The organism is Pseudomonas sp. FBCC-B35 (assembly GCF_059133755.1).
Map to the genome: position 1 here is coordinate 3,472,255 of NZ_CP101439.1, position 21,458 is coordinate 3,493,712.

At 63.2% G+C, this 21,458-nt stretch carries 22 protein-coding genes; 9 read left to right on the plus strand and 13 right to left on the minus strand.

Annotated elements, in window-relative coordinates; all coding sequences use genetic code 11:
- Nucleotides 1-4: 4 nt before the first annotated feature.
- Nucleotides 5-1,291, minus strand: a complete 1,287-nt coding sequence (locus NMB38_RS15745; RefSeq protein WP_027915826.1) for an MFS transporter — start codon at nt 1,289-1,291, stop codon at nt 5-7.
- Between the two features lie 130 nt (nt 1,292-1,421).
- Between NMB38_RS15745 and NMB38_RS15750 the strand changes: the two genes are divergently transcribed.
- Nucleotides 1,422-2,345, plus strand: coding sequence for a LysR family transcriptional regulator (locus tag NMB38_RS15750; protein ID WP_059183715.1), 924 nt, complete (start codon nt 1,422-1,424; stop codon nt 2,343-2,345).
- 64 nt (nt 2,346-2,409) lie between these two features.
- On the opposite strand, the gene NMB38_RS15755 is transcribed toward NMB38_RS15750, so the two are convergent.
- The 3 genes from NMB38_RS15755 to NMB38_RS15765 are packed head-to-tail and all read right to left on the minus strand — an operon-like array spanning nt 2,410 to nt 4,223.
- On the minus strand, nt 2,410-2,931 hold the full coding sequence (locus NMB38_RS15755) for a DUF2937 family protein (protein ID WP_027915825.1): 522 nt from the start codon (nt 2,929-2,931) through the stop codon (nt 2,410-2,412).
- 9 nt (nt 2,932-2,940) lie between these two features.
- Complete coding sequence (locus NMB38_RS15760) at nt 2,941-3,714, minus strand: class II glutamine amidotransferase (RefSeq protein ID WP_023534887.1); 774 nt, start codon at nt 3,712-3,714, stop codon at nt 2,941-2,943.
- A 14-nt stretch (nt 3,715-3,728) separates the two neighbouring features.
- Complete coding sequence (locus tag NMB38_RS15765) at nt 3,729-4,223, minus strand: hypothetical protein (protein WP_027915824.1); 495 nt, start codon at nt 4,221-4,223, stop codon at nt 3,729-3,731.
- A 127-nt stretch (nt 4,224-4,350) separates the two neighbouring features.
- Here NMB38_RS15765 and NMB38_RS15770 point away from each other — a divergent pair, with 127 nt between their 5' ends.
- Nucleotides 4,351-6,393, plus strand: coding sequence for a S9 family peptidase (locus NMB38_RS15770; protein ID WP_494354831.1), 2,043 nt, complete (start codon nt 4,351-4,353; stop codon nt 6,391-6,393).
- 97 nt (nt 6,394-6,490) lie between these two features.
- Here the strand turns inward: NMB38_RS15770 and NMB38_RS15775 are convergent, their stop codons facing one another.
- The gene (locus NMB38_RS15775) at nt 6,491-6,769 is read right to left on the minus strand and encodes a hypothetical protein (RefSeq protein ID WP_082693192.1); all 279 of its coding nucleotides are present in this window, start codon (nt 6,767-6,769) and stop codon (nt 6,491-6,493) included.
- Between the two features lie 132 nt (nt 6,770-6,901).
- Between NMB38_RS15775 and NMB38_RS15780 the strand changes: the two genes are divergently transcribed.
- From NMB38_RS15780 to NMB38_RS15790, 3 genes are all read left to right on the plus strand, one after another.
- A complete protein-coding gene (locus NMB38_RS15780; protein ID WP_023534919.1) occupies nt 6,902-7,270 on the plus strand; it encodes a YajD family HNH nuclease in 369 nt (122 codons plus the stop codon).
- A 66-nt stretch (nt 7,271-7,336) separates the two neighbouring features.
- On the plus strand, nt 7,337-7,807 hold the full coding sequence (locus tag NMB38_RS15785) for an RNA methyltransferase (protein WP_028686833.1): 471 nt from the start codon (nt 7,337-7,339) through the stop codon (nt 7,805-7,807).
- A 104-nt stretch (nt 7,808-7,911) separates the two neighbouring features.
- Nucleotides 7,912-8,253, plus strand: a complete 342-nt coding sequence (locus NMB38_RS15790; protein ID WP_027915821.1) for a YgaP family membrane protein — start codon at nt 7,912-7,914, stop codon at nt 8,251-8,253.
- A 245-nt stretch (nt 8,254-8,498) separates the two neighbouring features.
- Here NMB38_RS15790 and NMB38_RS15795 read toward each other — a convergent pair whose 3' ends face one another.
- The 6 genes from NMB38_RS15795 to NMB38_RS15820 all read right to left on the minus strand — a co-directional run bounded on the left by NMB38_RS15795 (nt 8,499) and on the right by NMB38_RS15820 (nt 14,581).
- On the minus strand, nt 8,499-9,716 hold the full coding sequence (locus NMB38_RS15795; RefSeq protein WP_206406061.1) for a hypothetical protein: 1,218 nt from the start codon (nt 9,714-9,716) through the stop codon (nt 8,499-8,501).
- Between the two features lie 38 nt (nt 9,717-9,754).
- Nucleotides 9,755-10,204: a YcgN family cysteine cluster protein gene (locus NMB38_RS15800; RefSeq protein ID WP_023534903.1), complete on the minus strand. Its 450-nt coding sequence runs from the start codon at nt 10,202-10,204 to the stop codon at nt 9,755-9,757.
- 254 nt (nt 10,205-10,458) lie between these two features.
- On the minus strand, nt 10,459-11,391 hold the full coding sequence (locus NMB38_RS15805; protein WP_027915818.1) for a D-2-hydroxyacid dehydrogenase: 933 nt from the start codon (nt 11,389-11,391) through the stop codon (nt 10,459-10,461).
- 2 nt (nt 11,392-11,393) lie between these two features.
- Nucleotides 11,394-11,687 (minus strand): YcgL domain-containing protein, encoded by a 294-nt coding sequence (locus NMB38_RS15810; RefSeq protein ID WP_023534892.1) that lies wholly within the window; start codon nt 11,685-11,687, stop codon nt 11,394-11,396.
- A complete protein-coding gene (rnd, locus tag NMB38_RS15815) occupies nt 11,684-12,817 on the minus strand; it encodes a ribonuclease D (protein ID WP_111475264.1) in 1,134 nt (377 codons plus the stop codon). The genes NMB38_RS15810 and rnd overlap by 4 nt, the downstream gene beginning before the upstream one ends.
- A 126-nt stretch (nt 12,818-12,943) precedes the next feature.
- Entirely contained in the window at nt 12,944-14,581 is a 1,638-nt protein-coding gene (locus NMB38_RS15820; RefSeq protein WP_236166066.1) for a phosphoethanolamine transferase, read from the minus strand.
- 250 nt (nt 14,582-14,831) lie between these two features.
- Between NMB38_RS15820 and NMB38_RS15825 the strand changes: the two genes are divergently transcribed.
- Nucleotides 14,832-15,065 (plus strand): HP1242/YdcH family protein, encoded by a 234-nt coding sequence (locus NMB38_RS15825; protein ID WP_027915815.1) that lies wholly within the window; start codon nt 14,832-14,834, stop codon nt 15,063-15,065.
- Nucleotides 15,066-15,151: 86 nt separating this feature from the next.
- Here the strand turns inward: NMB38_RS15825 and NMB38_RS15830 are convergent, their stop codons facing one another.
- Nucleotides 15,152-16,318 carry a trans-sulfuration enzyme family protein gene (locus NMB38_RS15830; RefSeq protein WP_494354832.1) on the minus strand — a complete coding sequence of 389 codons (1,167 nt, stop codon included), beginning with the start codon at nt 16,316-16,318 and terminating at the stop codon, nt 15,152-15,154.
- A 104-nt stretch (nt 16,319-16,422) separates the two neighbouring features.
- Here NMB38_RS15830 and NMB38_RS15835 point away from each other — a divergent pair, with 104 nt between their 5' ends.
- Complete coding sequence (locus NMB38_RS15835; protein WP_027915813.1) at nt 16,423-16,884, plus strand: Lrp/AsnC family transcriptional regulator; 462 nt, start codon at nt 16,423-16,425, stop codon at nt 16,882-16,884.
- 38 nt (nt 16,885-16,922) lie between these two features.
- Here the strand turns inward: NMB38_RS15835 and NMB38_RS15840 are convergent, their stop codons facing one another.
- On the minus strand, nt 16,923-19,253 hold the full coding sequence (locus NMB38_RS15840) for an FdhF/YdeP family oxidoreductase (protein ID WP_494354833.1): 2,331 nt from the start codon (nt 19,251-19,253) through the stop codon (nt 16,923-16,925).
- Between the two features lie 227 nt (nt 19,254-19,480).
- On the opposite strand from NMB38_RS15840, the gene moaA reads away from it, so the two are divergent.
- Both moaA and NMB38_RS15850 read left to right on the plus strand, forming a co-directional pair.
- On the plus strand, nt 19,481-20,485 hold the full coding sequence (moaA, locus tag NMB38_RS15845; RefSeq protein ID WP_027915811.1) for a GTP 3',8-cyclase MoaA: 1,005 nt from the start codon (nt 19,481-19,483) through the stop codon (nt 20,483-20,485).
- Nucleotides 20,486-20,505: 20 nt separating this feature from the next.
- Nucleotides 20,506-21,405 (plus strand): bestrophin family protein, encoded by a 900-nt coding sequence (locus NMB38_RS15850; protein ID WP_494354834.1) that lies wholly within the window; start codon nt 20,506-20,508, stop codon nt 21,403-21,405.
- The last annotated feature ends 53 nt before the right edge of the window (nt 21,406-21,458 follow it).

The following is a 21,458-nucleotide window of genomic DNA, read 5'->3' on the forward strand; positions in this document are numbered from 1 at the left end:
TACCTTAGCGCGCCTGCAATTGTTTGCCGCGTGTTTCTGGCAGGCTCAGCGCTGCTACGATCACCACGCCATAAGACACCGCCGAGAACAGGCCAATGCCCAGGCCCAGCGGCACCTGCTGCCCCAGCATGCCGATCAGCAGCGGGAACAGCGCCGCGACGATCTTGCCGACGTTGTAGCAAAAACCTTGCCCCGAGCCGCGAACGCGCGTGGGAAACAGCTCGGTCAGAAAGGCCCCCATGCCGCTGAAGATGCCCGAGGCGAAAAAACCCAGCGGGAAACCCAACCACAGCATCACCCCATCACTGACGGGCATTTGCGTGTACAGCAGCACGATGACGAACGAGCCTACGGCGAACAGGATGAAATTTTTCTTGCGCCCAAGCAGGTCGGACAGGTAGGCGCTGATCACATAGCCCACATAGGAGCCTACGATCACCATTGCCAGGTAGCCGCCGGTACCCAGCACGCTCAGCCCACGCTCGTTCTTCAGAAACGTGGGCAGCCAGGCGGTGATTGCGTAGTAGCCGCCCAGGGCGCCGGTGGTCAGCAGCGAGGCACGCACGGTGGTCCAGAGCATGCCGGGGGCAAAGATTTCATAGAAATGCGAGGGCGCCGCAGTGGCTTCGGTTGCCTTGGCCTGGCGGTAGACCTCCGGATCCTTGACCAGCCGCCGAACGAAGATCACGAACACGGCCGGCACCAGCCCGAGCAAGAACAGCGCCCGCCAGGCCTGCTCCGGCGGCAACCAGGTGAACAGCAGCGCGTACAGGATGGCCGTCAGCCCCCAGCCGATGGCCCAGCCCGACTGCACCATGCCCACCGCCTTGCCGCGGTCCTGGGCACGAATGACCTCGCCGATGAGCACCGCGCCTGCCGTCCACTCACCACCGAAGCCAAAACCCATCAGGGTCCTGGCGACCAGCAGTTGCTCGTAGTTCTGGGCAAAGCCGCAGAGGAAGGTGAAGAAGGCGAACCACAGCACTGTCAGTTGCAGGGTGCGGACCCGGCCGATGCGGTCTGAGAGAATGCCGGCCACCCAGCCACCGATGGCCGAAGCGACCAGGGTACTGGTGTGGATCAGCCCAGCCTCGGTGGTGGTGATGCCCCACAACATGATCAACGTGGGGATGACGAAGCTGAGCATCTGCGTGTCCATGCCGTCCAGGCCATAGCCGATCTTGCAGCTCCAGAATGTACGTCGCTGTTGTTGATCGATGTCGCGGTACCAGGCAAAAGGCCCGGAGGAGGATGGGGAACTGATCTGCTGCTGCGTGCCGGTGGGGTTCATGGATGCCTCGGCTTGTTGGTATTGTTTTATGGGGCGACAGCAAAGGTCGCGGCCTGGGCTTCATGTTCAGAGCACGCGGCGCTGGCGTCCAACGAGAAAAACCCCGGGTCTGGAACAAGAAAAACTGATCATGAACCTTCGCTTTCTCGAAACGTTCGTCTGGGTCGCTCGCCTCAAGAGCTTCCGCCTGACCGCGCAGAAGCTGTTCACTACCCAGGCGTCGGTGTCCAGCCGTATCGCGGCGCTCGAAGCCGACCTGGGCGTTAAGCTGCTGTTGCGCGACTCGCGCGGGGTCAGCCTGACCCCGGAAGGCAGCAAGGTGCTGGAACATGCCGAGCGCATGCTGGAAACCGCCAAGGCGCTCAAACAGTCGCTGGACAGCGACCGGGCCAAGGTCGGGCGTATTCGTCTCGGGGTAATGGACACGGTCATTCATACCTGGATGAGCGCGCTGGTGGCCGAATTGACCGAGCGTTATCGGCAGGTAGAGATCGAACTGGTCGCCGACACGGCGCTGAATTTGCGCGAGCAACTGCACAAAGGCTTTCTGGACGTGATCGTGCAAACAGACTTGCTGCGCGAGCCTTCGATCCGCAGCCTGGATCTGGCGCGCTATCCGATGGGCTGGGTGGTCGCTGCCGGGTCGCACCTGCACAGGGACTACGCGTCACTGGCCGAGCTGGGGCGCGAGCGCATCATTACTTTCTCGAAGAATTCCCGGCCCCACCAGGAAGTACTGGCGTTGCTGCAAGGGGCCGGGGTGCAAACGCCGCGGCTGAACTGCGTCAATTCGGTAGCGGCCATTACCCGCTTGTTGCGCGACGGTTTTGGCATCGGGGCCTTGCCACCTGCCCTAGTGGAGGCCGAACTGAACCAGGGTGACCTGGTGCTGCTGGCTGGGCTTCAGCCTCCGCCAAGCCTGGAGCTGGTAGTGGCCTGGCAGACCGGGGTGGCATTGGTGGATGAAGTGGTTGGTGTCTGTCGGCAGGTGCTGGAGCGCTATGCGCAGGACGTGGGCGGGCAACGGATCGTGCTGGTGCCGGGGGGGATGTAGTAAGGGTTTTGACTCGATTTGGGGTAACCGCGCAAATGGCTAGGCCAACGTGTCAGCCCCTAGCCTAACGCCAACTCTCCTTAACCGCACCACGTCGCCCACCCAGTATCAACCGACCTATCCCCAGCAACAGGCTTTCTACCACGAATGCCAGCACGAACCCGGCGCCGACGCCCCAGCCGATGGCCTGCGGAACCAGCAAGACCTGGTAGCTGTAGCCGTTGAGCGTTTCTTCTCGCAGCCGCGGGTCGGCTTGCGTCAGGACATGCCAGGTACGCTGCGCCCATGAACCTTGCAGCGCCTGCCACTCGTCTTCGAGCATCTGGTTGCGAATCATCAGGCTTTCGATGCTGTTGGCATCACTGAGAAAAACGGGGTCGTCACTGCTGCGGTAGTGTCGCAACAAGGCTTGCAGGTCGCCGTTGAAAAAACGCTCAGCCGTCTGGCGAAAACCGTCCAGCGCCTCGCGAGATTCGAATAGGTGGGCCTCCACGCGCTGGCTATAGTCCTTGACCAGCCCCGGGACCTGGATGCCGGCCAACAGCCCGAGGGTGAACAGCAGCAACCGCAGGTAACTTCTGAACATGCAGCATCCTTAGCTTTGTCCGTGCGCGGTGCACTCGCCGTGCCGCCACAGGGCCCACTGACCTGGCGCGTAGCGGTTCCAGGTTTCGTTCTCGGTCAAGGCCTCGGTGGCGATCACCGTGACCACGTCGTTGGGGGTGGTTTGGGTATGGAAATCGACGATCAGGTCTACATCCTTCAGCCGTGCCGCGCCAAACGGCGCGCGGCGGGTAATGTGGACCAGTTTCGTCGAACAGAAGCAGAACAGCCAGTCGCCATCGCTGAGCATGCAGTTGAACACGCCGCGGGCGCGATAACCGGCACAGGCTTCGACCAGCACCGGCAGTAGCTGTTCCACCGGCACCGGCTCCGGGAAGGCGCCGCGGATGCGATTGAGCAGGTCACAAAACGCCGCCTCGCTGTCGGTATCGCCAATGGGCTGGTAAAAGCTTGTGGAACCGGTGAAATCACCCAGTTGGCCGTTGTGGGCAAAGCACCAGTTGCGCCCCCACATCTCGCGCATGAAGGGGTGGGTGTTGGCCAGGCAGACCTTGCCGACATTGGCCTGGCGGATGTGCCCGATCACCACTTCGCTCTTGATCGGGTAGCGTCTTACCAGGTTGGCCACTTCGGACTCGCTGCTGGCGGCAGGGTCCTGGAACAGGCGCAGGCCGCGCCCTTCGTAAAAGCCGATGCCCCAGCCGTCACGGTGCGGGCCGGTGCGCCCGCCGCGTTGGATCAGGCCGGTGAAGCTGAAGACGATGTCGGTGGGGACGTTAGCACTCATGCCCAGCAGTTCGCACATGGCGGTGTCTCCGTTTACAGGCGGGGCTCGACCCGGCCAGCGCCGGCAGGCAGCGCAGGCGGGTCGTCACGGTAACGATCGCTGCGTTCCGCGGCCAAGGCCTCCCCAGGCGCCAGCGCCTGCGCTTCGGCGGCCTCGCGCTGGGCGGCGGCTTGGGCACGCAGGCGGCGCTCGCGGGCGCGTTTCTCCAGCGGCCAGCGCACCAGCACGAACAGGAAATACAGCACGAAGGCGATCATGCCGTACATGGCAAAGTCCGATACTGCGCGCCAGGCGTTGTTGCCCACTTTGAAGGCGACGTCCAGCACCGTGATGGCAATGGCCGGAGCGAAGCTGTCCTTGACTGGGTCGACCACGGTCGGCGTAAGCAGCAGCACCGCCAGCACGACGCGCAGTGGTTCGCGCAGCCAGCGCCACATCCAGCCGGTGAGCTTGAAGCCCACCAGAAGGCAGCCCAAGGCGGCCACGGCGTAGAGGCCCCAGGCCAGGGTGTAGTCGTTCTCGATCATGGTAATCGTGCAAGCCAGGCAAAGAGGTGCCTATGATAAACACATTTCCTGGCGCAAACAGTGTTTGCCTGTACCGGCACGCCAACGAAGCTGCCGGCAGCGCCCTTCAAGAACCGAGAGAAATTCGATGCCAAGCACCCACTTGCCGCCCCTGGCCAGAGCCGACGACGCGACCGACCCCTATGCGTGGCTGCAACAGCGTGACGAGCCCCAGGTACTGGCCTACCTCGAAGCGGAAAACGCCTACCAGCAAGCCTGTCTGGCTCATCAGGCCCCGTTGCGCGAGCAGTTGTTCGAGGAGATCAAGGGCCGCATCCAGGAAACCGATCTGTCCCTGCCTTCGCCATGGGGGCCCTACCTGTACTACACCCGTACCACCGCTGGCGATGAATACCCCCGCCATTACCGCTGCCCACGCCCTGGCGATGATTCCAACACGGTCGATGAAGGCCAGGAGCAACTGTTGCTGGACCCCAACGCCCTGGCAGGCGGCGGCTTTCTTTCGCTGGGGGCGTTCAACGTTAGTCCCGACCATCGCCTGTTGGCCTATAGCCTGGACACCAGCGGGGACGAAATCTACACCTTGTACGTCAAGGATCTGGCCACAGGCGATGTAACCACCCTGCCCTTCGACGGCTGCGATGGCAGTCTGACCTGGGCCAATGACAGCCGCACGCTGTTCTTCGCCGAACTCGACGATACCCATCGCCCTTGGCGGCTGTACCGGCATACGTTGGGTCAGGACGGTGCCCAGCGGGTGTTCGAGGAGCCCGATGGCCGGTTCTTCCTGCACTGTTACCGCACCAGTTCCGAACGCCAATTGGTGCTGCTGCTCAACAGCAAGACCACTAGCGAAGCCTGGGTGCTGGACGCGGCCACGCCGCAAGCGCCGTTCACCTGCCTGGCACCGCGCGTGGAAAGCCATGAATACTTCCCCGATCATGGCCTGCTCGATGGGCAGTGGCGATGGTTCATCCGCACCAACCAGGACGGCATCAACTTCGCCTTGTATCACGCCCCAGTCGACCCCGTGCCTAGCCACGCCCAGTGGCAGCTGTTGGTAGGCCATCGCGATGACATCATGCTCGAAGGGCTGAGCCTCAATGCCAGCGCGTTGACCCTGAGTCTGCGTGACGGCGGGCTGCCGATCATCGAAGTGCGCCCACAGGGGCTGGCGCCCTACCGGGTGGCTTTACCCGACGCCGCCTATAGCCTGTACGTGCAGGACAGCCTGGAATTCGACAGTCCTCGGATACGCTTGCGCTACGAGGCGCTGAACCGGCCGGCCCAGGTGCGGCAGCTGGCGCTGGCCACTGGCGCGCAGGAAGTGCTCAAGCAGACGCCGGTGCTGGGGCCCTTCGATGCCGACGCTTATGTCAGCGAACGCCTGTGGGCCACCGCCGCAGATGGCACCCAGGTACCGATCAGCCTGGTGCGACGGCGTCAGGATGGGGGCCGCACGACACCGCTCTACCTGTACGGATACGGCGCTTATGGCGAGAGCCTGGACCCGTGGTTCTCCCATGCGCGGCTGAGCCTGCTGGAACGTGGCGTGGCGTTTGCCATTGCCCATGTGCGCGGCGGCGGCGAGCTGGGCGAGGCCTGGTACCGTGCCGGCAAGCAGGAGCACAAGTGCAATACCTTCAGCGACTTCATCGCATGCGCCGAACACCTGATCAACGAGGGCGTGACGTCCCCCGCCACCCTGGCCATCAGCGGGGGCAGCGCTGGCGGGCTGCTGATCGGCGCCGTGTTGAACCTGCGTCCCGAGCTGTTTCGCTGTGCCATCGCCGAGGTGCCGTTCGTGGATGTCCTCAACACCATGCTCGACCCTGAGCTGCCGTTGACGGTGACCGAGTATGACGAATGGGGCAATCCCGAGGTACCTGAGGTGTATGAGCGCATCAAGGCCTATGCGCCGTATGAGAACGTGAAAGCCCAGCCTTACCCGGCGATGTTGGTGGTGGCCGGCTACAACGACAGCCGGGTGCAGTACTGGGAAGCGGCCAAGTGGGTCGCCCGCCTGCGTACGCGCAAGACCGATGACAACTTGCTGCTGCTCAAGACCGAAATGGGTGCCGGACACGGGGGTATGAGCGGGCGTTACCAGGGGTTGAAGGATGTAGCCCTGGAGTACGGGTTTGTGCTGGGTGAGCTGGGGGTTGCCTGAGGTTTCGAGCTGTTTGTGTGTGTGAGGCGGCCCCAGCGGCCTTGGCGTTCGTGTTCGGTTGTGGCGCTATCGGCAACGCTAGGACAGCCGCCTTCGCTCACTCCGTGTCCCGCACCGGTTTCTCTGCATCCTGCCGCAACCCTGGTAAAGGCTGGTCCTTTGGCGGGCCAGGCACTGGCATTGGCGGTAGCAAAGGTGCCCCTTGGGAGGTGCCGGTGGCCTTGGGCGGGCTGCTTGGGGTGATCTGCGGATACGGCGTGGGTGTAGGCGTGCCCGGCGCGCCGGGTACAGGTGTGGTCAACCGGGGTGGCGTGCTGGCAGCGTGAGCCGCAGGCACGCCTGCCGCCAGGACAACGGCGAGAATCGCAGCAAGCATCGGCAACCTCCTGTTCAGAACCTTCCTACAGGCTACGCCCATATGACATTTTTCGCCTGTGCGCCGATCATGCAGCCGCGCTAGACTCGACGGCATAACCGTCATTTGCCTGATCAGAACGAAGGAAACACCATGACCTCCTCTACTTCCGCCGCCACTGCGCGCCTGGACCGCATTCTCGCCGATGCCAAGCGCGACAAGGAAATGGGCTACCGCGACAAGGCCCTGAGGATGTACCCGCATGTATGCGGGCGCTGCGCACGCGAGTTCGCCGGCAAGCGCCTGAGCGAGCTGACCGTGCATCACCGCGACCACAACCACGACAACAACCCGCAGGACGGCTCCAACTGGGAGCTGCTGTGCCTCTACTGCCACGACAACGAACACTCGCGCTACACCGATCAGCAATACTTCAGCGAAGGCTCTACCAGCACCCCTAGCATTGCCAAGGCCACCCACAACCCGTTCGCGGCGCTGGCAGGCATGCTGAAGAAGGACTGACCGGTAGCCCCCGCTATGACCGGGCAACCCGTATAATCGCGTCTTTTTTGCGAAGGGCCCCGGTTCGTGGCTAACAAACGATACAGTTGCATCGGCCTGTTCAACCCCAAGTCGGCCGAAAACGTAGGCTCGGTGATGCGTGCGGCCGGCTGCTACGGGGTAAACTCGGTGTTCTATACCGGCAAGCGGTACGAACGCGCGCGGGACTTCGTGACCGACACCAAGCGCGTGCACTACGACATTCCGCTGATCGGCATCGATGACCTGCAACGCATCATCCCGCTGGGCTGCACCCCGGTGGCGGTGGAGCTGGTCGAAGGCGCCCGCCCCCTGCCCGACTATACCCACCCGGACCGGGCCATCTACATCTTCGGCCCCGAAGACGGCAGCCTTAGCCCCGACGTCAGGGCCTGGTGCGAGGAAACCATCTACATCCCCACTACCGGTTGCATGAACCTAGCGGCGACGGTGAACGTGGTGCTGTACGACCGCCTGGCCAAGGGCCTGAACACCCGCTCAGGCCCGAAATTCAAGTGATGCGTGCGCTGTCATGACCGCCAGGAGGCTCGCCTGGCACATGGAGTGAACGCCGCCCGCCGCCGGCAGGTCAGCTGCTTACACATCACGAAGAGGGCTTACCAATGCTTGATAATCACGCTGATGCACCGTTGCAGGAAAAGAACGTCCATGGCATCGAACGCGCCACGTCGTTGGCCGGTGGTGCTTTGCTGGTGGGCAAAGGGCTGAGCCAGGGCGGTATCGTAGGGCTGTTCAAAGTGGCCGTCGGTGGCCTGGCGCTGGTGCGCGGCTTTACCGGGCATTGCGCTACCAAGGCGTGGTTGCAGCACCACCGCGATCAGTACGATCAGCTGAAATCGGACCTCAAGCGTACTGGGGACGAGCTGACTGCACTGAAGGACAGTGCTAAAGCGGCCACCGAAGGCGTGACGGTGACTGGCAAGGACCCTGTCGCTGGAGTGTGATGCCCTGGCCAGTGTTTTGGCCTTGCCGTGGCGGCGCTGCGGCAAGGCGTAACCATGACGTCTTGCGGTTTGATTGGTAGTCGTCACACGTTCGACTTGAGGGCGGCCGGGGCGCCGGACCGGCCGCGACGGGCTGCGCAGCAGCTCCGGAATCTCAGATTCCGTACTGCTGGAACCGCTTTACGGACCCGATGGCCTTCAAAGGTTGTGCAACGCGTGGCTCCCATCAGGCATTGCGTAGCGCGTCAACGCAGCACTTTGCTCTGCAACGCCTCCGACCGACGCCCAAGTACGTTTTCACTGATCTGCACGAAGTCCTCGAGGCTGACGCTCGGTAGCCGCATCAGCCCTCGCGCCACGTCGTCGAGTGATTGCCGGGCCTGGGTGTGAATACGGATCTCCTTGTCCAGCGCCTGCAACAGCATCACCCCTCGCGCCACTTGGGCAGGCGTTGCCTGCTGCCCCTTGAGGTGCTTGACACTTGCGCCCTGCTTGCTCAGGCGCGCCTGCCAGGCCTGGTAACGATCATCACTCAGGCCGCCTGATCGGCGCAGGAGCTCGGTGGCGTAATAGTCGGTCAAGCTCTCGATCAACCAGTCATTGCCCTCACGCCCACGCAGCTGCGTGAACAACTGGACCACTTCGCGCAGCAGTGGGCTGCTACCGCTCTCGCTGACCATGGCCTGGCCACTGTGCAGGTAGAGCGAGCCGTGAGCTGCCATCGCCCCGCGCCACATGTGATCGCGTGCGCCCACCACCAGCAGTTTGGGCGGGTTTCTTGGGAAGGTGGCCTGCAGTTGCGGCCAGATGTAGGTCAGCAAGGTCAGGTTGTCCAGGCGGCGCATCCCTTCCCCGACCGGCGCTGCCACCGTCACGTCGGTTTCGCCCAGGCGCGCACGGCGGCTACCCAGGTTGCCAGCCAGCATCCAGCCCGTGGGTCGATCAAACAGCCGCGAGACGTTGTCGATGCGGAACTTGTCCTTGCCAATACGTGGCCAGGCGGTCTCGACGCTGTTCCAGCCTTCGGGCAAATCGAATGCCAGGCGGGCGACCAACTCCGTGCCGTCCTGCTGGTCCAGCCGACCGGGTGGGACCAGTTGGTCGCCCAGGAACAGCGCCCAGTGCGCCGTCATACGGGTGTTGTACACCCCAGGACCGTGGAGCTGGTTCAACTGCACGCGATAGCTCAGGCTGGTCTTGCCAGCCGCTGGCTGCCATACCCCGCGCTGGCCGCGAAGCTGCCAGTGGCCATCTGCCTGGAAGCCGCTGTAGGCCCCCGCCTTGCCCAGGTCGAAGTCCAGGCTGCGCACGGCGCTGCCATCGGCAAGCGTGAGGCGCACTTCGGCTTGCCCGGTCGCGGGCAACAACCGGACCTGATAGTCAAGATCGACTTTTTTCGCCCAGGCCGGTGCCACCGCCAGCAATCCCAACATGGCCACCAGCACACTCAAACGGCAACGCATACCGACACTCCTTGTTCACCAGTGGGTAAAGCGCCTGCTTAGCTGGCGCGAAAGATCAGGTGATCTTCCCAGTCGTCCTCATGCACGTCACGCTCGCTGAGCATGCGCCCGGCCTGGGATATGCGCTGTTCATGCACTTGCTGGCGGTCACCGCATACCAGGTGGTGCCAGGCCGGCAGGTCCTTGCCTTCGCTGACCAGGCGGTAACCGCAGGTCGCTGGCAACCACCGAAACTGGTCAGCCTTGCCCGGGGTGAGCTGAATGCAGTCGGGCACTTGGGCAAAGCGATTGGGGTAGTCGCTGCACTGGCAGGTGTCGAGGTCGAGCAACGTGCAGGCGATGCGGGTGTAATAAACACTGTTGTCGTCCTCGTCCTCGAGCTTTTGCAGGCAGCACAGCCCGCAACCGTCGCACAGCGATTCCCATTCCTGCGGGTTGAGTTGCTCGAGGGTTTTGCGCCGCCAGAAGGGGGCGTTGTCAGCGATCATGACGCGAATTCCTGCAAGGGATCAGCAGCGCGTGTCCGGCATCGGGCCCGAAGCAGACAGCGCCTGAAACGGTTCGTTAAGGCGTGCAGCATGAAGCTGCTGGCCGTGGCGGCGCCAGTCTAGGGCCTGGCATGCAGCAATACCAGACCGCTTGTCAGCCATGCTCGCGCACAGGCGCGTGGTAGATCGGTACGCGTGAAGGGCCGCCATGAGGCGCTACCCGCAGGCAACGCGCTCTGGCCCAGGCCGAACGATCAATACCCGCGGTCGAAGTCCACTTCGCCGCGCAGCGCCTGGTCGGCTTCGAACGCCTGCAGGTTGTCGAGAAACAACCGCACCATGGCCGCAGGCGTGGTGGGCGCGGCGCTGTGTCCGGTGAGCAACAGGCCCCAGGCGGTCCAGAACGGATGCTGCCTGGGCAGCGGTTCCTGGCGGCATACATCGATCACCGCCCCGGCCAGGTGACCCTCCTTCAGCGCATCCACCAGGTCCGCGTCGACGACTGCCACACCGCGTCCGGCATTGATGAACAAAGCAGTCGGCTGAAAACGCCGGAACATCGCCGCGTCAAAGATATCGTGCGTGGCCGGCGTGTCGGGCAGCAGGTTCAGCACATAATCGACCTGGCCCACCAGGCGCGCGAGATCGTCCAGGGCGGCTACCTCGACGAATGGCGGCTGTTCACGGGCCTCACTGGCCACACCGTACAGCACCACCCCGAACGGACGCAGGAACTCGGCCACCGCCTGACCGATGTCGCCGGTGCCAACGATCAACACCTTGCGGCCCTGCAGCGAGCAACCGGGGCGGTCATCCCAGCGCCGCTCCACCTGGCTGACCAGGCGCGACAGGACGTGCCGTTCATGGCCCAGCATGTAGGTGAGCATGTATTCGGCCATGACCTGACCGAAAATGCCCACGGCGCGGGTCAGGCGATACTCGCGGGGCAGTCCCGCCGCCAGCAGCGGCGTCACGCCGGCCCAGGTCGACTGCATCCAGTGAGGCCGATGCCCCTGGCGCAACAGGCTCGCCAGCAGGTCGGGCTGACCGAGCCACACCGGGCACTGCGGCGCCAGCCGGGCCAGTTGCGCGGAGTCGTCGCTGGTCAGGACGTCAAGGTGCGGTGCCGCCTGGTGCAACAGGTCGGCGTAGCGGACGTGGTCATGCTCGGCAATCAGTACGCGCATGATCAGGCGGGATCGTTACGGTGCAGCAACTCGTCGGGCAGGTGCTCGATGTACTCGTCATCCGGCGGCGGCATCTGCAGGTGATACCCCTGGTTGTCGAGGTTTTCCAGCACCTTGGTGATGTCTTCGCGGGCCAGCTTGCGTTCGGGGCTGAGCACCAGGTCGAAGGCGTGCTGGGGCGTGCCGAAGAACGGCAGCAAGCCTTCGGGGACGCGTTGCAGGCCATCGGCCTTGAGCACGTACAGGTACATTTCGTTCTTGCGGGGGCTCTTGTAGATCGAGCAGATGCGTTTCATTGAGGGTCTCCGGCACCGGCCAGGCTGTCCAGCAGTGCCTGGCCCATCCGCTCACGGCGCCAGCCGCGCAGCGAATCGGGCAAGGTGTAAGGGCCGTCGGGGTAACCGCTTTTAAGCAGGGCCTCGAGGGTTTTCTTGCGCAGCATCAGCTCGGGCGCGATGCCCAGCCGCTGCCCTTCGGCCTGGCCGACGGCGCGCAGTTGCTTGAGAATGCCCGAGGCTTCGATCGGCAGCGGCTCAGGCAGTGGCTCGGGCCATTGTTCGGCCGGCAGGCTGGCGGCGTGCTTGATCAGTTGCAGCAAGGTTTCGCCATCCTGGCGCAAGGTGCGCGGGTGCATGTCGTCGATGCGGGCCAAGGCCGCCAGGTTGGTCGGCTGGCTCTTGGCAATGGGCCACAGCGCATGCTCCTTGAGGATGCGGTTGCGCGGAACATCACGCAGGCGGGCCTCGCGCTCGCGCCAGGCGCACAGGGCGCGCAGCACCGCCAATTGCTGGGGCGACAGTTTCCACGCCAGCTTGACCTCGCGGTACAGGCTGTCGGGCTGTACCTCGCGGCGCAACTGGGCCACCAGTTCAGCACCGTCTTCCAACACCCAGGCATACTTGTCGTCGGACAGGCGCGCACGCAAGGCGCTGAACAGCTCGGCCAGGTGCACGGCGTCCTCGGCAGCATAGCTGACCTGGGTCTCGGACAGCGGGCGTTGCAGCCAGTCGGAGCGGGTTTCGCCTTTGGGCAGGTCGATGCCCAGCACCTCCTGCACCAACCGCGAATAGCCCATGGAGAAGCCCAGGTTGAGGTAGCCGGCGGCCAGCTGGGTGTCGAACAGCGGCTGGGGCAGCTTGCCGGTCAGGCGCAGCAACACCTCCAGGTCCTCGCTGCAGGCATGCAGCACCTTGACCACGTTACGGTCTTCGATCAGCTCGGCCAGCGGCTGCCAGTTGCCGATCAACAGCGGGTCGATCAGGAACGCGCACTTGCCATCGCCAATCTGGATCAGCCCTGCCTTGGGGTAGAAGGTGTCGACGCGCATGAATTCGGTATCGACCGCGACAAAGGGCAATTGGCGCCATTCGCGGCAGTGTTCGGCCAGGCTCAGGTCGTCACGGATCCAGTGAATTTCGATGGCCACAAGGCTCTCCCACTAACATTGGCGCGCAGTATATACGGCGCGGGCACTGCTGGTGAAACCCGGGCCATCCTTGATGTCGATCAATGGTGCAATTTCATGGACTGTGCAACCCGGCCGGCGGCCTGCTCAACGCTTGGCGGTGAGCCAGGGCCGGCAGCTGGCGAACAGGTCCAGGGAACGCTCGTACACCTGGGTGTGAACTTGCAGCAACCCCAGCATCGAGTGGAACAGGTTGTCCTGGGACAAGGGCGCGTCGTTCAACTTGGCCAGGCAACCGGTATCGACACCGAAGTCCTGTTGATAGCTGTCGGAGAACCAGGCCAGCAGCGGTACATGCTTTTGCTGTTCCGGAGCGATGGCGTACGGTGTCCCGTGCAGGAACAGGTTGTACTCGCCCAGCGATTCGCCATGGTCTGACAGGTAGATCATGGCCGTATCGACCTTGTCCTGCCGGCTGCGCAGGGTGTCGATCAGGCTGGCCAGGACCCGGTCGGTGTAGGCCAGGGTGTTGTCGTAGCCATTGATGATCTGCGCTTGGCTGCACTGGTCCAAGGCGTTGCTCTGGCACACCGGGGCAAAGCGCTGCTCGGCCTTGGGGTAGCGTTTGAAGTAGTCGGGCCCGTGGCTGCCCATCTGGTGCAGCACCAGCACGGTGTCCTTGTCCAAATGGTCGATCAGCTCGCCCAGGCCCTGCAGCAGGATTTCGTCGTGGCACTCGCCTTCGGCGCAGAACTGCGGGTCCTTGAGCTTGCTCATGTTGATGAACTGCACGCGGTCGCAGGTGCCCTTGCACCCGGACTGGTTGTCGCGCCACTGCACGTCCAGGCCTGCCCGTTCGAGGATATCGAGCAACCCTTCACGGTTCTTGGCAACGCGGGCATCGTAGGCTTTGCGGGGCATGCCGGAGAACATGCAGGGTACCGACACAGCCGTTTCAGTGCCGCAGGAATGAACGTCCGAGAACGCCAGCAACCCCTGCTCGGCGGCAAGCCTGGGGGTGGTATCGCGGTTGTAGCCCAGCACGCCGAAGTGATCGGCGCGCGCGCTTTCACCCACGACCAGCACCGTCAGGGATTTGCGCTGGTGATGCTGCCAGTCCGGGGTGCGGGCGGCGTCTTCACCATAGTGCGCAAAGGGGCGTGCACTGGTGACCACGCGCTCGCTCACGTACGCCACGGAGGCACCGACGATATTGCTGGGGGTCAGCATCAGGCGCAGTTCATGATGATTGCGAAACAGCGACGACAGGCCCTGATAATTGGCCAACCCCACCGAGCCCAGGCCTACCACGCAGGCCGCCGTGACCACCAGCTTGCCGAACAGCTCGCGCTGCCACGGCCGGTACACCACCGGTGCTCGCCATAGCAGCACCGAGGGCAACACCCCAAGGCCAAGGATGTACAAGGCGAACTTCAGCGACAGCAGGTCGCGCACTTCTGCCACGTTGGTTTCGGCGATGTTGGCGAACATGCCCGCGTCGATCAGCACGCCGTAGCGATTCATGAAGTACGCCACCGCCGCGCCACTGACGAACAGCAGCACCAGCAAGGGCTTGAGCACATAGCGGAAGGCAATGAGGGTAAGGATGAGGTTGAAGGCGAACAACATCAGCACCGCAAACGCGAGGGTCAGCCACAGGCCGGGCAAGCCGGGGGGCACGACTTGCTCCAGGTGCTGCCACAGGAAAACATTCATGCCGATCAACAGGTACAGGCTGGCCAGCAGCGTGACCCATTCGGTGCGCAGGGGTTTGATGTTGAGCATTCAGGTTCGCAACCAAGAGAAGTGACCACCAGCGCCGGATGGCACTGGGAGCAAGCAGGGCGAACTCTAGAAACCGGGCCATCAATTTTCTGTGAAAAATAACGTAACAATTTAGTGAAAGCGCTGATTTCGATGAGGACCTGTCAGTCGTTCAGCAGGGGTTCAGGATTCGCGGCCTCCCCCGTCGAGGCAAACGCGGCTATCCTCAGAGGTCAGGACCTTAACCAATCCCCCTGACAGAGGTGAAGAAATGCCTGTTCCGCACGATCTGCTCGCTGACTTGCACGTTACCGCTGACGCATTCCAGGCGCTCATTGACAAGGACCAGACGCTGCATGGCTTGCACAAGGAGTACAACGCCAAGGACAAGGAAGTGGTCGCCGCCGAGAAAAACGGCACCAACGACGACGCCGTCACGCGCTTGCGCCGCGAGCGGCTGCTGATCAAGGACAAGATCGAGCGCATCATCCACCCGCCCAAGTAATCACCGGCCTCTTTGCTGGCGCCAGCCCATCATCGGTCGCATGACGGGTTGGCGCTGAACCCCTCGCCAGTACAGCCTTGCCCTTGTTATCCGGCCAAAGCGCCCAGCGCCGTTTCCAGGTCATCGATCAGGTCGGCAACCGCCTCGATGCCCACTGACAGGCGCAACAGGTTTTCGCTGATGCCCATCGCCCCTTTCTGCTCGGGGCTCATGGAGCAGTGGGACATGCTCCAGGAATGGTTGATCATGCTTTCGACCCCGCCCAGCGAATCGGCCAGTACGAAAATCTGCAGCGCTTCGACCAGACGGTTTAGCGCTGCCCGATCGCCCTTGACCTTGATGGCGACCACGGCCCCGCCGCTGCGCATCTGGCGCTTGCACAGGTCATGCTGCGGGTGGCTTTGCAGCCCTGGGTAGTACACCTGCTCGACCTGCGGGTGGCCTTCGAGCCTGCGGGCCACTTCCAGCGCGTTGGCACACTGGCGTTCCATGCGCACGTCCAGGGTCTTGAGGCCGCGCAACGCCAGGTAGCAATCGAACGGCCCTTGCACCGCGCCGATGGCCATGCTGATGCGGCGCAGTTGCCGGTGCAGGTCTTCGCTGGCCGCCACCACCACGCCACCGGTGAGGTCGGAATGGCCACCGATGTACTTGCTGGCCGAGTGCATGACCAGGTCTACGCCCAGGGTGATCGGGCGCTGGTTCCACGGTGAGCAGAAGGTGTTGTCGATGCAGGTCAGGATGCCCCGGGTACGGGCAAGGTCGCACACGGCCTTGATATCGACCAGGTGCAACAATGGGTTGGTCGGTGACTCAATCCAGATCAGCCGGGTTTCGGGCTTGATGGCAGCAGCCACGGCTTCCAGGTCATTGAGATCGACGTACGTGGTGGTCAGGCCGGAAGTACGGCTGCGGTAGTCCTCCATGATACGGAAGGTGCCGCCGTATACGCCGTTCATCACCACCACGTGGGCATCCTTGGGCAGCAGTTCCAGCACGGTGGCGGTGGCATTCACGCCTGACGCACAGGCCACCGCCCCGACGCCTTCTTCCAGGGCTGCAACACAGGTCTCGTAGGCGTGGCGGGTGGGGTTGCCTACGCGGCTGTAGGAGTAGTCCGGCGTATCGTCCAGGCCGCGCTTGATGAACGAACTGGCCGTGACGATGGCCGGGAAAATGGCATTGTCGGCGACTTCGAACTGCTCGCCGGCATGAATGGTTCGGGTGGCGAAATGGCGCGGCTTGTCGGACATGGTCGGGCTCGTTGGCAGAGGTAAGGTTGCCACTATCGCACAACGCAAAAGCCCTGACCTTGGAGTACCCTGTGAAAACTTCTTCGCCACGGCCCATGCCCCCTATGGACAGCTTCGACCGACACATCCTGACCCTGTTGCAGCGCGATGCCGCGCTCTCGCTCAAGGCCTTGGCCGAGGCCGTCAACCTGTCCACCACCCCGTGCTGGAAGCGGGTCAAGCGCCTGGAAGACGAAGGCTACATCGTTGGTCGTGTGGCCCTGCTGGATCCTGACCTGCTGGGGCTGGGCCTGACCGTGTTCGTGCAGGTCAAGACCCAGCGTCATGACAGTGCATGGCTGGAGCAGTTTGCCGCCACGGTCACGGCGTTCGAGGAGGTGATGGAGTGCTACCGCATGTCCGGCGACTGGGACTACATGCTGCGGGTGGTAGTGGGTGATATCGCAGCGTATGACCGGTTCTACAAGAAGCTGATCACTAGTACTGATGGGTTGTCGAACATTACCTCGAGCTTTGCCATGGAGCAGATGAAATACACCACGGCTTTTCCAGTGAATCGCGGTTGACGCGGGGTTGCAGAGGTGACCCTGTCGCCTGATCAGACTCAGTCGGTCGCCAGTGCCGCTGCAATGCGATTATCCGCCTTGGCCTTCTCGACCTTGATCGCCACGAACTTGGAGGTCGGGGTATAGGTCCCTTCACCATAACTCTCCAGCGGCACCAGGGGGTTGGTTTCCGGGTAATAGGCGGCAGCCTGCCCCGGCGGTACGTCATAGGCCACCAGACGAAAACCCGACACCCGACGCTCGACGCCGTCGTCCCACAACGACACCAGATCGACGCGCTCACCCGGCTCGAGCCCCATGCGCCGAATGTCGGCCTCGTTGACGAACACCACTTCGCGCAGCCCGAACACACCGCGGTAACGGTCATCCAGACCGTAGAGGGTGGTGTTGTACTGGTCGTGGGAGCGCAAGGTCTGCAAGATCAAGTCTGGCTTGTCGCCACGCGCCAGCACCTGGGCGTTGACCAGTTCTGCGGGGAGCGCATTGGGGCTGAATTGTGCCTTGCCGGTGGCGGTGCGCCAGATACGGTCGGCGGCGTGGTTGCCTAGGTGAAAGCCCCCAGGTTGCTGCAGGCGTTCGTTGAAGTTTTCGAAGCCTGGAATCACATCGGCAATCAAGCTACGGATATGGGCGTAATCGGCCACTGCGTGTTCCCAGTCGATGGGGTGCTTGCCCAAGGTGGCCTGGGCCATGCCGGCAATGATCCAGGGCTCGGAGCGCATGTGGGGCGAACGTGGCCGCAACTGGCCGTGGGAGATGTGCACCATGCTGAAGGTGTCTTCGACCGTCACGCCTTGCGGGCCGCTGGCCTGCAGGTCGATTTCGGTGCGGCCCAGGCAGGGCAGGATCAACGCATCGCCACCGGTCACCAGGTGCGAGCGGTTGAGCTTGGTGGAAATCTGCACGGTCAGCGCGCAGTTGCGCAGGGCGGCATGGGTGCGCGCGGTGTCAGGGGTGGCCTGGGCAAAATTACCCCCAAGGCCGATGAACACCTTCGCCCGGCCTTCTTCCATGGCCTTGATCGCCAGTACGGCATTGTGCCCATGGGTGCGCGGCACCTGAAACTCAAAACGAGCTTGCAAGGCATCGAGCAAGGCGGCCTTGGGCTTCTCGTCGATGCCCATGGTCCGATCACCCTGCACGTTGCTGTGACCGCGCACTGGCGAAAGCCCTGCGCCGGGTTTGCCGACATTGCCACGCAGCAATTGCAGGTTGACGATTTCCTGCACGATGGCCACCGAATGACGATGCTGGGTAACGCCCATGGCCCAGCACATGATCACGCGTTCGGCCTTGCGGTACATGCGCGCGGCCTGCTCGATCTCGGCCTGGGTCAGCCCGGACTGCGCCACGAGGGCAGGCCAGGGTGTAGCATCCAAGGTCTGCAGGTAGGCCTCGATGCCGCTGGTGTGCTCGGCAATGAAAGCATGGTCGAACACCGCCGGTTCACCCTTGGCCTTGGCTTCGCGCTCCCATTGCAGCAGGTACTTGGCAATGCCGCGCATCACCGCCATGTCTCCGCCCAGTGCCGGGCGGAAGTAGGCGGTATTGGTAGGCTCGGAGCCATTGCTGAGCATTTCCAGCGGGTGCTGCGGGTGCTGGAAGCGCTCCAGACCCCGCTCCTTGAGCGGGTTGAAGCACACCACCTGGGCACCGCGCTTCACGGCTTCGCGCAGCGGTTCGAGCATGCGCGGGTGGTTGGTGCCAGGGTTCTGGCCAATGACGAAGATGGCGTCTGCCAGTTCCAGGTCGTGAAAGACCACGGTGCCCTTGCCCACGCCCAAGGTCTGCGCCATGCCGACGCCGCTGGCCTCGTGGCACATGTTCGAGCAATCCGGGAAGTTGTTGGTCCCGTAGGCGCGCACGAACAACTGATAAAGAAAGGCTGCTTCGTTGCTGGCCCGGCCCGAGGTATAGAACTCGGCCTGATCGGGTGATTCCAGGGCGTGCAGGTGCTTGGCGATCAGCGCGAAGGCCTCTACCCAGCTCGTTTCGACATAGTGGTCGGTGGCTGCATCGTAGCGCATGGGATGGGTCAGGCGACCCTGGTACTCCAGCCAGTAATCGGTCTGATCGGCCAGGGCGCTGACGCTGTAGCGGGCAAAGAAGGCCGGATCGACCGAGCGCCCAGTGGCCTCCCAGTTGACGGCCTTGGCACCGTTCTCGCAAAACTTTACCGTGTCGTTTTCCGGCGACTCGCCCCAGGCGCAACCAGGGCAGTCGAAGCCGCCATTCTGGTTGGTCTTGAGCATGGCTCGCAAATTCTTGAAGGCGTTGTCACTGCCCAGCCAGCTTTTGGTCACGCTCTTGAGCGCGCCCCAGCCGGCAGCGGCGCCTTTGTAGTCGCGGATGTGTGGGTCCTGGCTCATGGGTGAAGTCCTCGCCCTGCTATGGCTTTTGTCCAGCCTATGAAGCCTGGCGTAGAGCCGTCCAATCGAAAGATCCTACGAGGTGATAAGCGCCTTCGATGACCCCCGTAAACGCGGGGGCTGAACGGTGATAGAGAGCATTTATCGGTCGGTCGGTCAAAGCCATTTGACGGCCCGCCCCACCAGGCGCTAGCTTGGAGGCCAACCTCCCTGATTCGAGCGCGTACGTGGAACAGAGCAGCCGGGCACTGATCGACGGCTTCAACCGGAAAATCGACTACCTGCGGATGTCGGTCACAGACCGCTGCGACTTCCGTTGCGTGTACTGCATGGCCGAGGACATGCAGTTTCTGCCCCGCCAGCAGATCCTGAGCCTTGAAGAACTGTTCCAGGTAGCCGAGCGTTTCGTGGCGCTGGGCACCCGCAAGATTCGTCTGACCGGGGGCGAGCCGCTGGTACGCCAAGGCATCGTCGACCTGTGCGGGCGCATCGCTGCCCTGCCGGGGCTGCGCGAGCTGTGCCTGACCAGCAACGGCTCGCAGCTGGGGCGCCTGGCGCAACCGCTCTTCGATGCGGGGGTGACGCGGCTGAACATCAGCCTCGACAGCCTGGATGCCGACCGGTTCAAGCAACTGACCCGCACCGGCGACCTGCACCAGGTGATCGCCGGCATCGATGCTGCACGTAAAGCCGGCTTTCGCCGGACCAAACTCAACTGCGTGGTACTCAAAGGGCGCAATGACGACGAACTCGTCGACCTGGTGCGCTTTGCGATCGATCGCGAACTGGACATCACCTTCATCGAGGAGATGCCGCTGGGACAGATCAGCGAGCACGCCCGTGAAGAGTCGTTTTTCTCAAGCGATGAGGTACGCGCGACGCTGGCCGAGCAGTTCAGCCTGGTGGAGTCGACCGAATCTTCGCAGGGCCCTGCGCGGTACTGGCGCCTGGCCGATGCCCCGCAAACCCGGGTGGGGTTCATTTCGCCCCACAGCCACAATTTCTGCGCCACCTGCAACCGCGTACGTCTCACCGTAGAGGGGCGCTTGTTGTTGTGCCTGGGCAATGAGCACTCGGTCGACCTCAAGCACGTGCTGCGTGCCCACCCCGGCAACGCTGAACGGCTGGAAAAAGCCATTCGTGACTCGTTGCACCTCAAGCCGTATCGCCATCACTTCGAGGTGGGCGGCGACGTTCAAATCCTGCGCTTCATGAACATGACCGGCGGCTGACCCGCCGTCTCTGGATTGCCATGATCGTTCATCCCACCCAGGGTGTGCTGCGAGTGCTGTTCACCCTCAAAGGGTCGATCATCAAACAGATCGCCCTGCGCTGCCTGATGGTCACACTGCTGGCGGCGGTCATCGTCCTGGTCGAACGGCATTACCCAGCGTTCTTCTATCCGGTCAGCGCTACGCCGTTCACCTTGCTCGGCTTGTCGCTGTCGATTTTCATGAGCTTTCGCAACAACGCGTGTTACGACCGTTGGTGGGAGGGCCGCAAGGCCTGGGGCAAGTTGATCGTCGAGATTCGGTCGTTCACTCGCGAAAGCGTGGTGATCGCCGATGCCGCGCTACGCGCCGAGATGCTGCGCAGCCTGTGCGGGTTCGCACAGGCGCTCAATGCCAGGCTGCGAGACGAAGACGACCTGGCTGCCGCGCGGCCCTGGCTGGGGAATGCCGAGGCGGTCAGCCCTCACAACGTGTGTAACGGCATCGTCCTGCAACTGGGCGAGCAGTGTTCGCGGCTGACCGAGCAGCAGGGCTTGTCCGAGTGGCGCTACAACCTCCTGGCGCAGCGGTTGGCGGGCCTTGGGGAGGTTCAGGCCACCTGCGAGCGGATCAAGGGCACGCCGTTGCCCTTCCCCTATACCTTGCTGCTGCACCGCACCATCTACATCTTCTGCCTGTTGCTGCCGTTCGCCCTGGCCGAACCGCTAGGCTGGCTGGCACCGCTGTTCACGACCATCGTGGGGTACACCTTCTTTGGGCTCGATGCCATTGGCAACGAGTTGGAAGACCCGTTCGGCCGCGACGAGAACGACCTGCCTACCGATGCCATGGTGCGAACGGTGGAGCGTGATGTATTGGCCGCACTGGGGCAGACGCCGCTGCCGCCAGCGCTGTTGCCGGTGGGGTATGTATTGAGTTGAACGCGCTGCGAAGCTCGAATGAAGCGGTCACCCACAAGCGCTGATACAGGTGC

Excerpts from the sequence above, each read along its gene's own strand:
- NMB38_RS15840 (WP_494354833.1), bottom strand. The coding sequence starts at position 19,253 with ATGAGCCAGGACCCACACATCCGCGACTACAAAGGCGCCGCTGCCGGC.
- NMB38_RS15745 (WP_027915826.1), bottom strand. The coding sequence starts at position 1,291 with ATGAACCCCACCGGCACGCAGCAGCAGATCAGTTCCCCATCCTCCTCC.
- NMB38_RS15820 (WP_236166066.1), bottom strand. The coding sequence starts at position 14,581 with ATGCTCAACATCAAACCCCTGCGCACCGAATGGGTCACGCTGCTGGCC.
- NMB38_RS15805 (WP_027915818.1), bottom strand. The coding sequence starts at position 11,391 with ATGCGCGTACTGATTGCCGAGCATGACCACGTCCGCTACGCCGACCTG.
- NMB38_RS15780 (WP_023534919.1), top strand. The coding sequence starts at position 6,902 with ATGACCTCCTCTACTTCCGCCGCCACTGCGCGCCTGGACCGCATTCTC.
- NMB38_RS15790 (WP_027915821.1), top strand. The coding sequence starts at position 7,912 with ATGCTTGATAATCACGCTGATGCACCGTTGCAGGAAAAGAACGTCCAT.
- NMB38_RS15835 (WP_027915813.1), top strand. The coding sequence starts at position 16,423 with ATGGACAGCTTCGACCGACACATCCTGACCCTGTTGCAGCGCGATGCC.
- NMB38_RS15770 (WP_494354831.1), top strand. The coding sequence starts at position 4,351 with ATGCCAAGCACCCACTTGCCGCCCCTGGCCAGAGCCGACGACGCGACC.
- NMB38_RS15850 (WP_494354834.1), top strand. The coding sequence starts at position 20,506 with ATGATCGTTCATCCCACCCAGGGTGTGCTGCGAGTGCTGTTCACCCTC.
- NMB38_RS15810 (WP_023534892.1), bottom strand. The coding sequence starts at position 11,687 with ATGAAACGCATCTGCTCGATCTACAAGAGCCCCCGCAAGAACGAAATG.
- NMB38_RS15750 (WP_059183715.1), top strand. The coding sequence starts at position 1,422 with ATGAACCTTCGCTTTCTCGAAACGTTCGTCTGGGTCGCTCGCCTCAAG.
- NMB38_RS15760 (WP_023534887.1), bottom strand. The coding sequence starts at position 3,714 with ATGTGCGAACTGCTGGGCATGAGTGCTAACGTCCCCACCGACATCGTC.
- NMB38_RS15830 (WP_494354832.1), bottom strand. The coding sequence starts at position 16,318 with ATGTCCGACAAGCCGCGCCATTTCGCCACCCGAACCATTCATGCCGGC.
- NMB38_RS15755 (WP_027915825.1), bottom strand. The coding sequence starts at position 2,931 with ATGTTCAGAAGTTACCTGCGGTTGCTGCTGTTCACCCTCGGGCTGTTG.
- NMB38_RS15795 (WP_206406061.1), bottom strand. The coding sequence starts at position 9,716 with ATGCGTTGCCGTTTGAGTGTGCTGGTGGCCATGTTGGGATTGCTGGCG.
- NMB38_RS15775 (WP_082693192.1), bottom strand. The coding sequence starts at position 6,769 with ATGCTTGCTGCGATTCTCGCCGTTGTCCTGGCGGCAGGCGTGCCTGCG.
- NMB38_RS15800 (WP_023534903.1), bottom strand. The coding sequence starts at position 10,204 with ATGATCGCTGACAACGCCCCCTTCTGGCGGCGCAAAACCCTCGAGCAA.
- NMB38_RS15765 (WP_027915824.1), bottom strand. The coding sequence starts at position 4,223 with ATGATCGAGAACGACTACACCCTGGCCTGGGGCCTCTACGCCGTGGCC.
- NMB38_RS15825 (WP_027915815.1), top strand. The coding sequence starts at position 14,832 with ATGCCTGTTCCGCACGATCTGCTCGCTGACTTGCACGTTACCGCTGAC.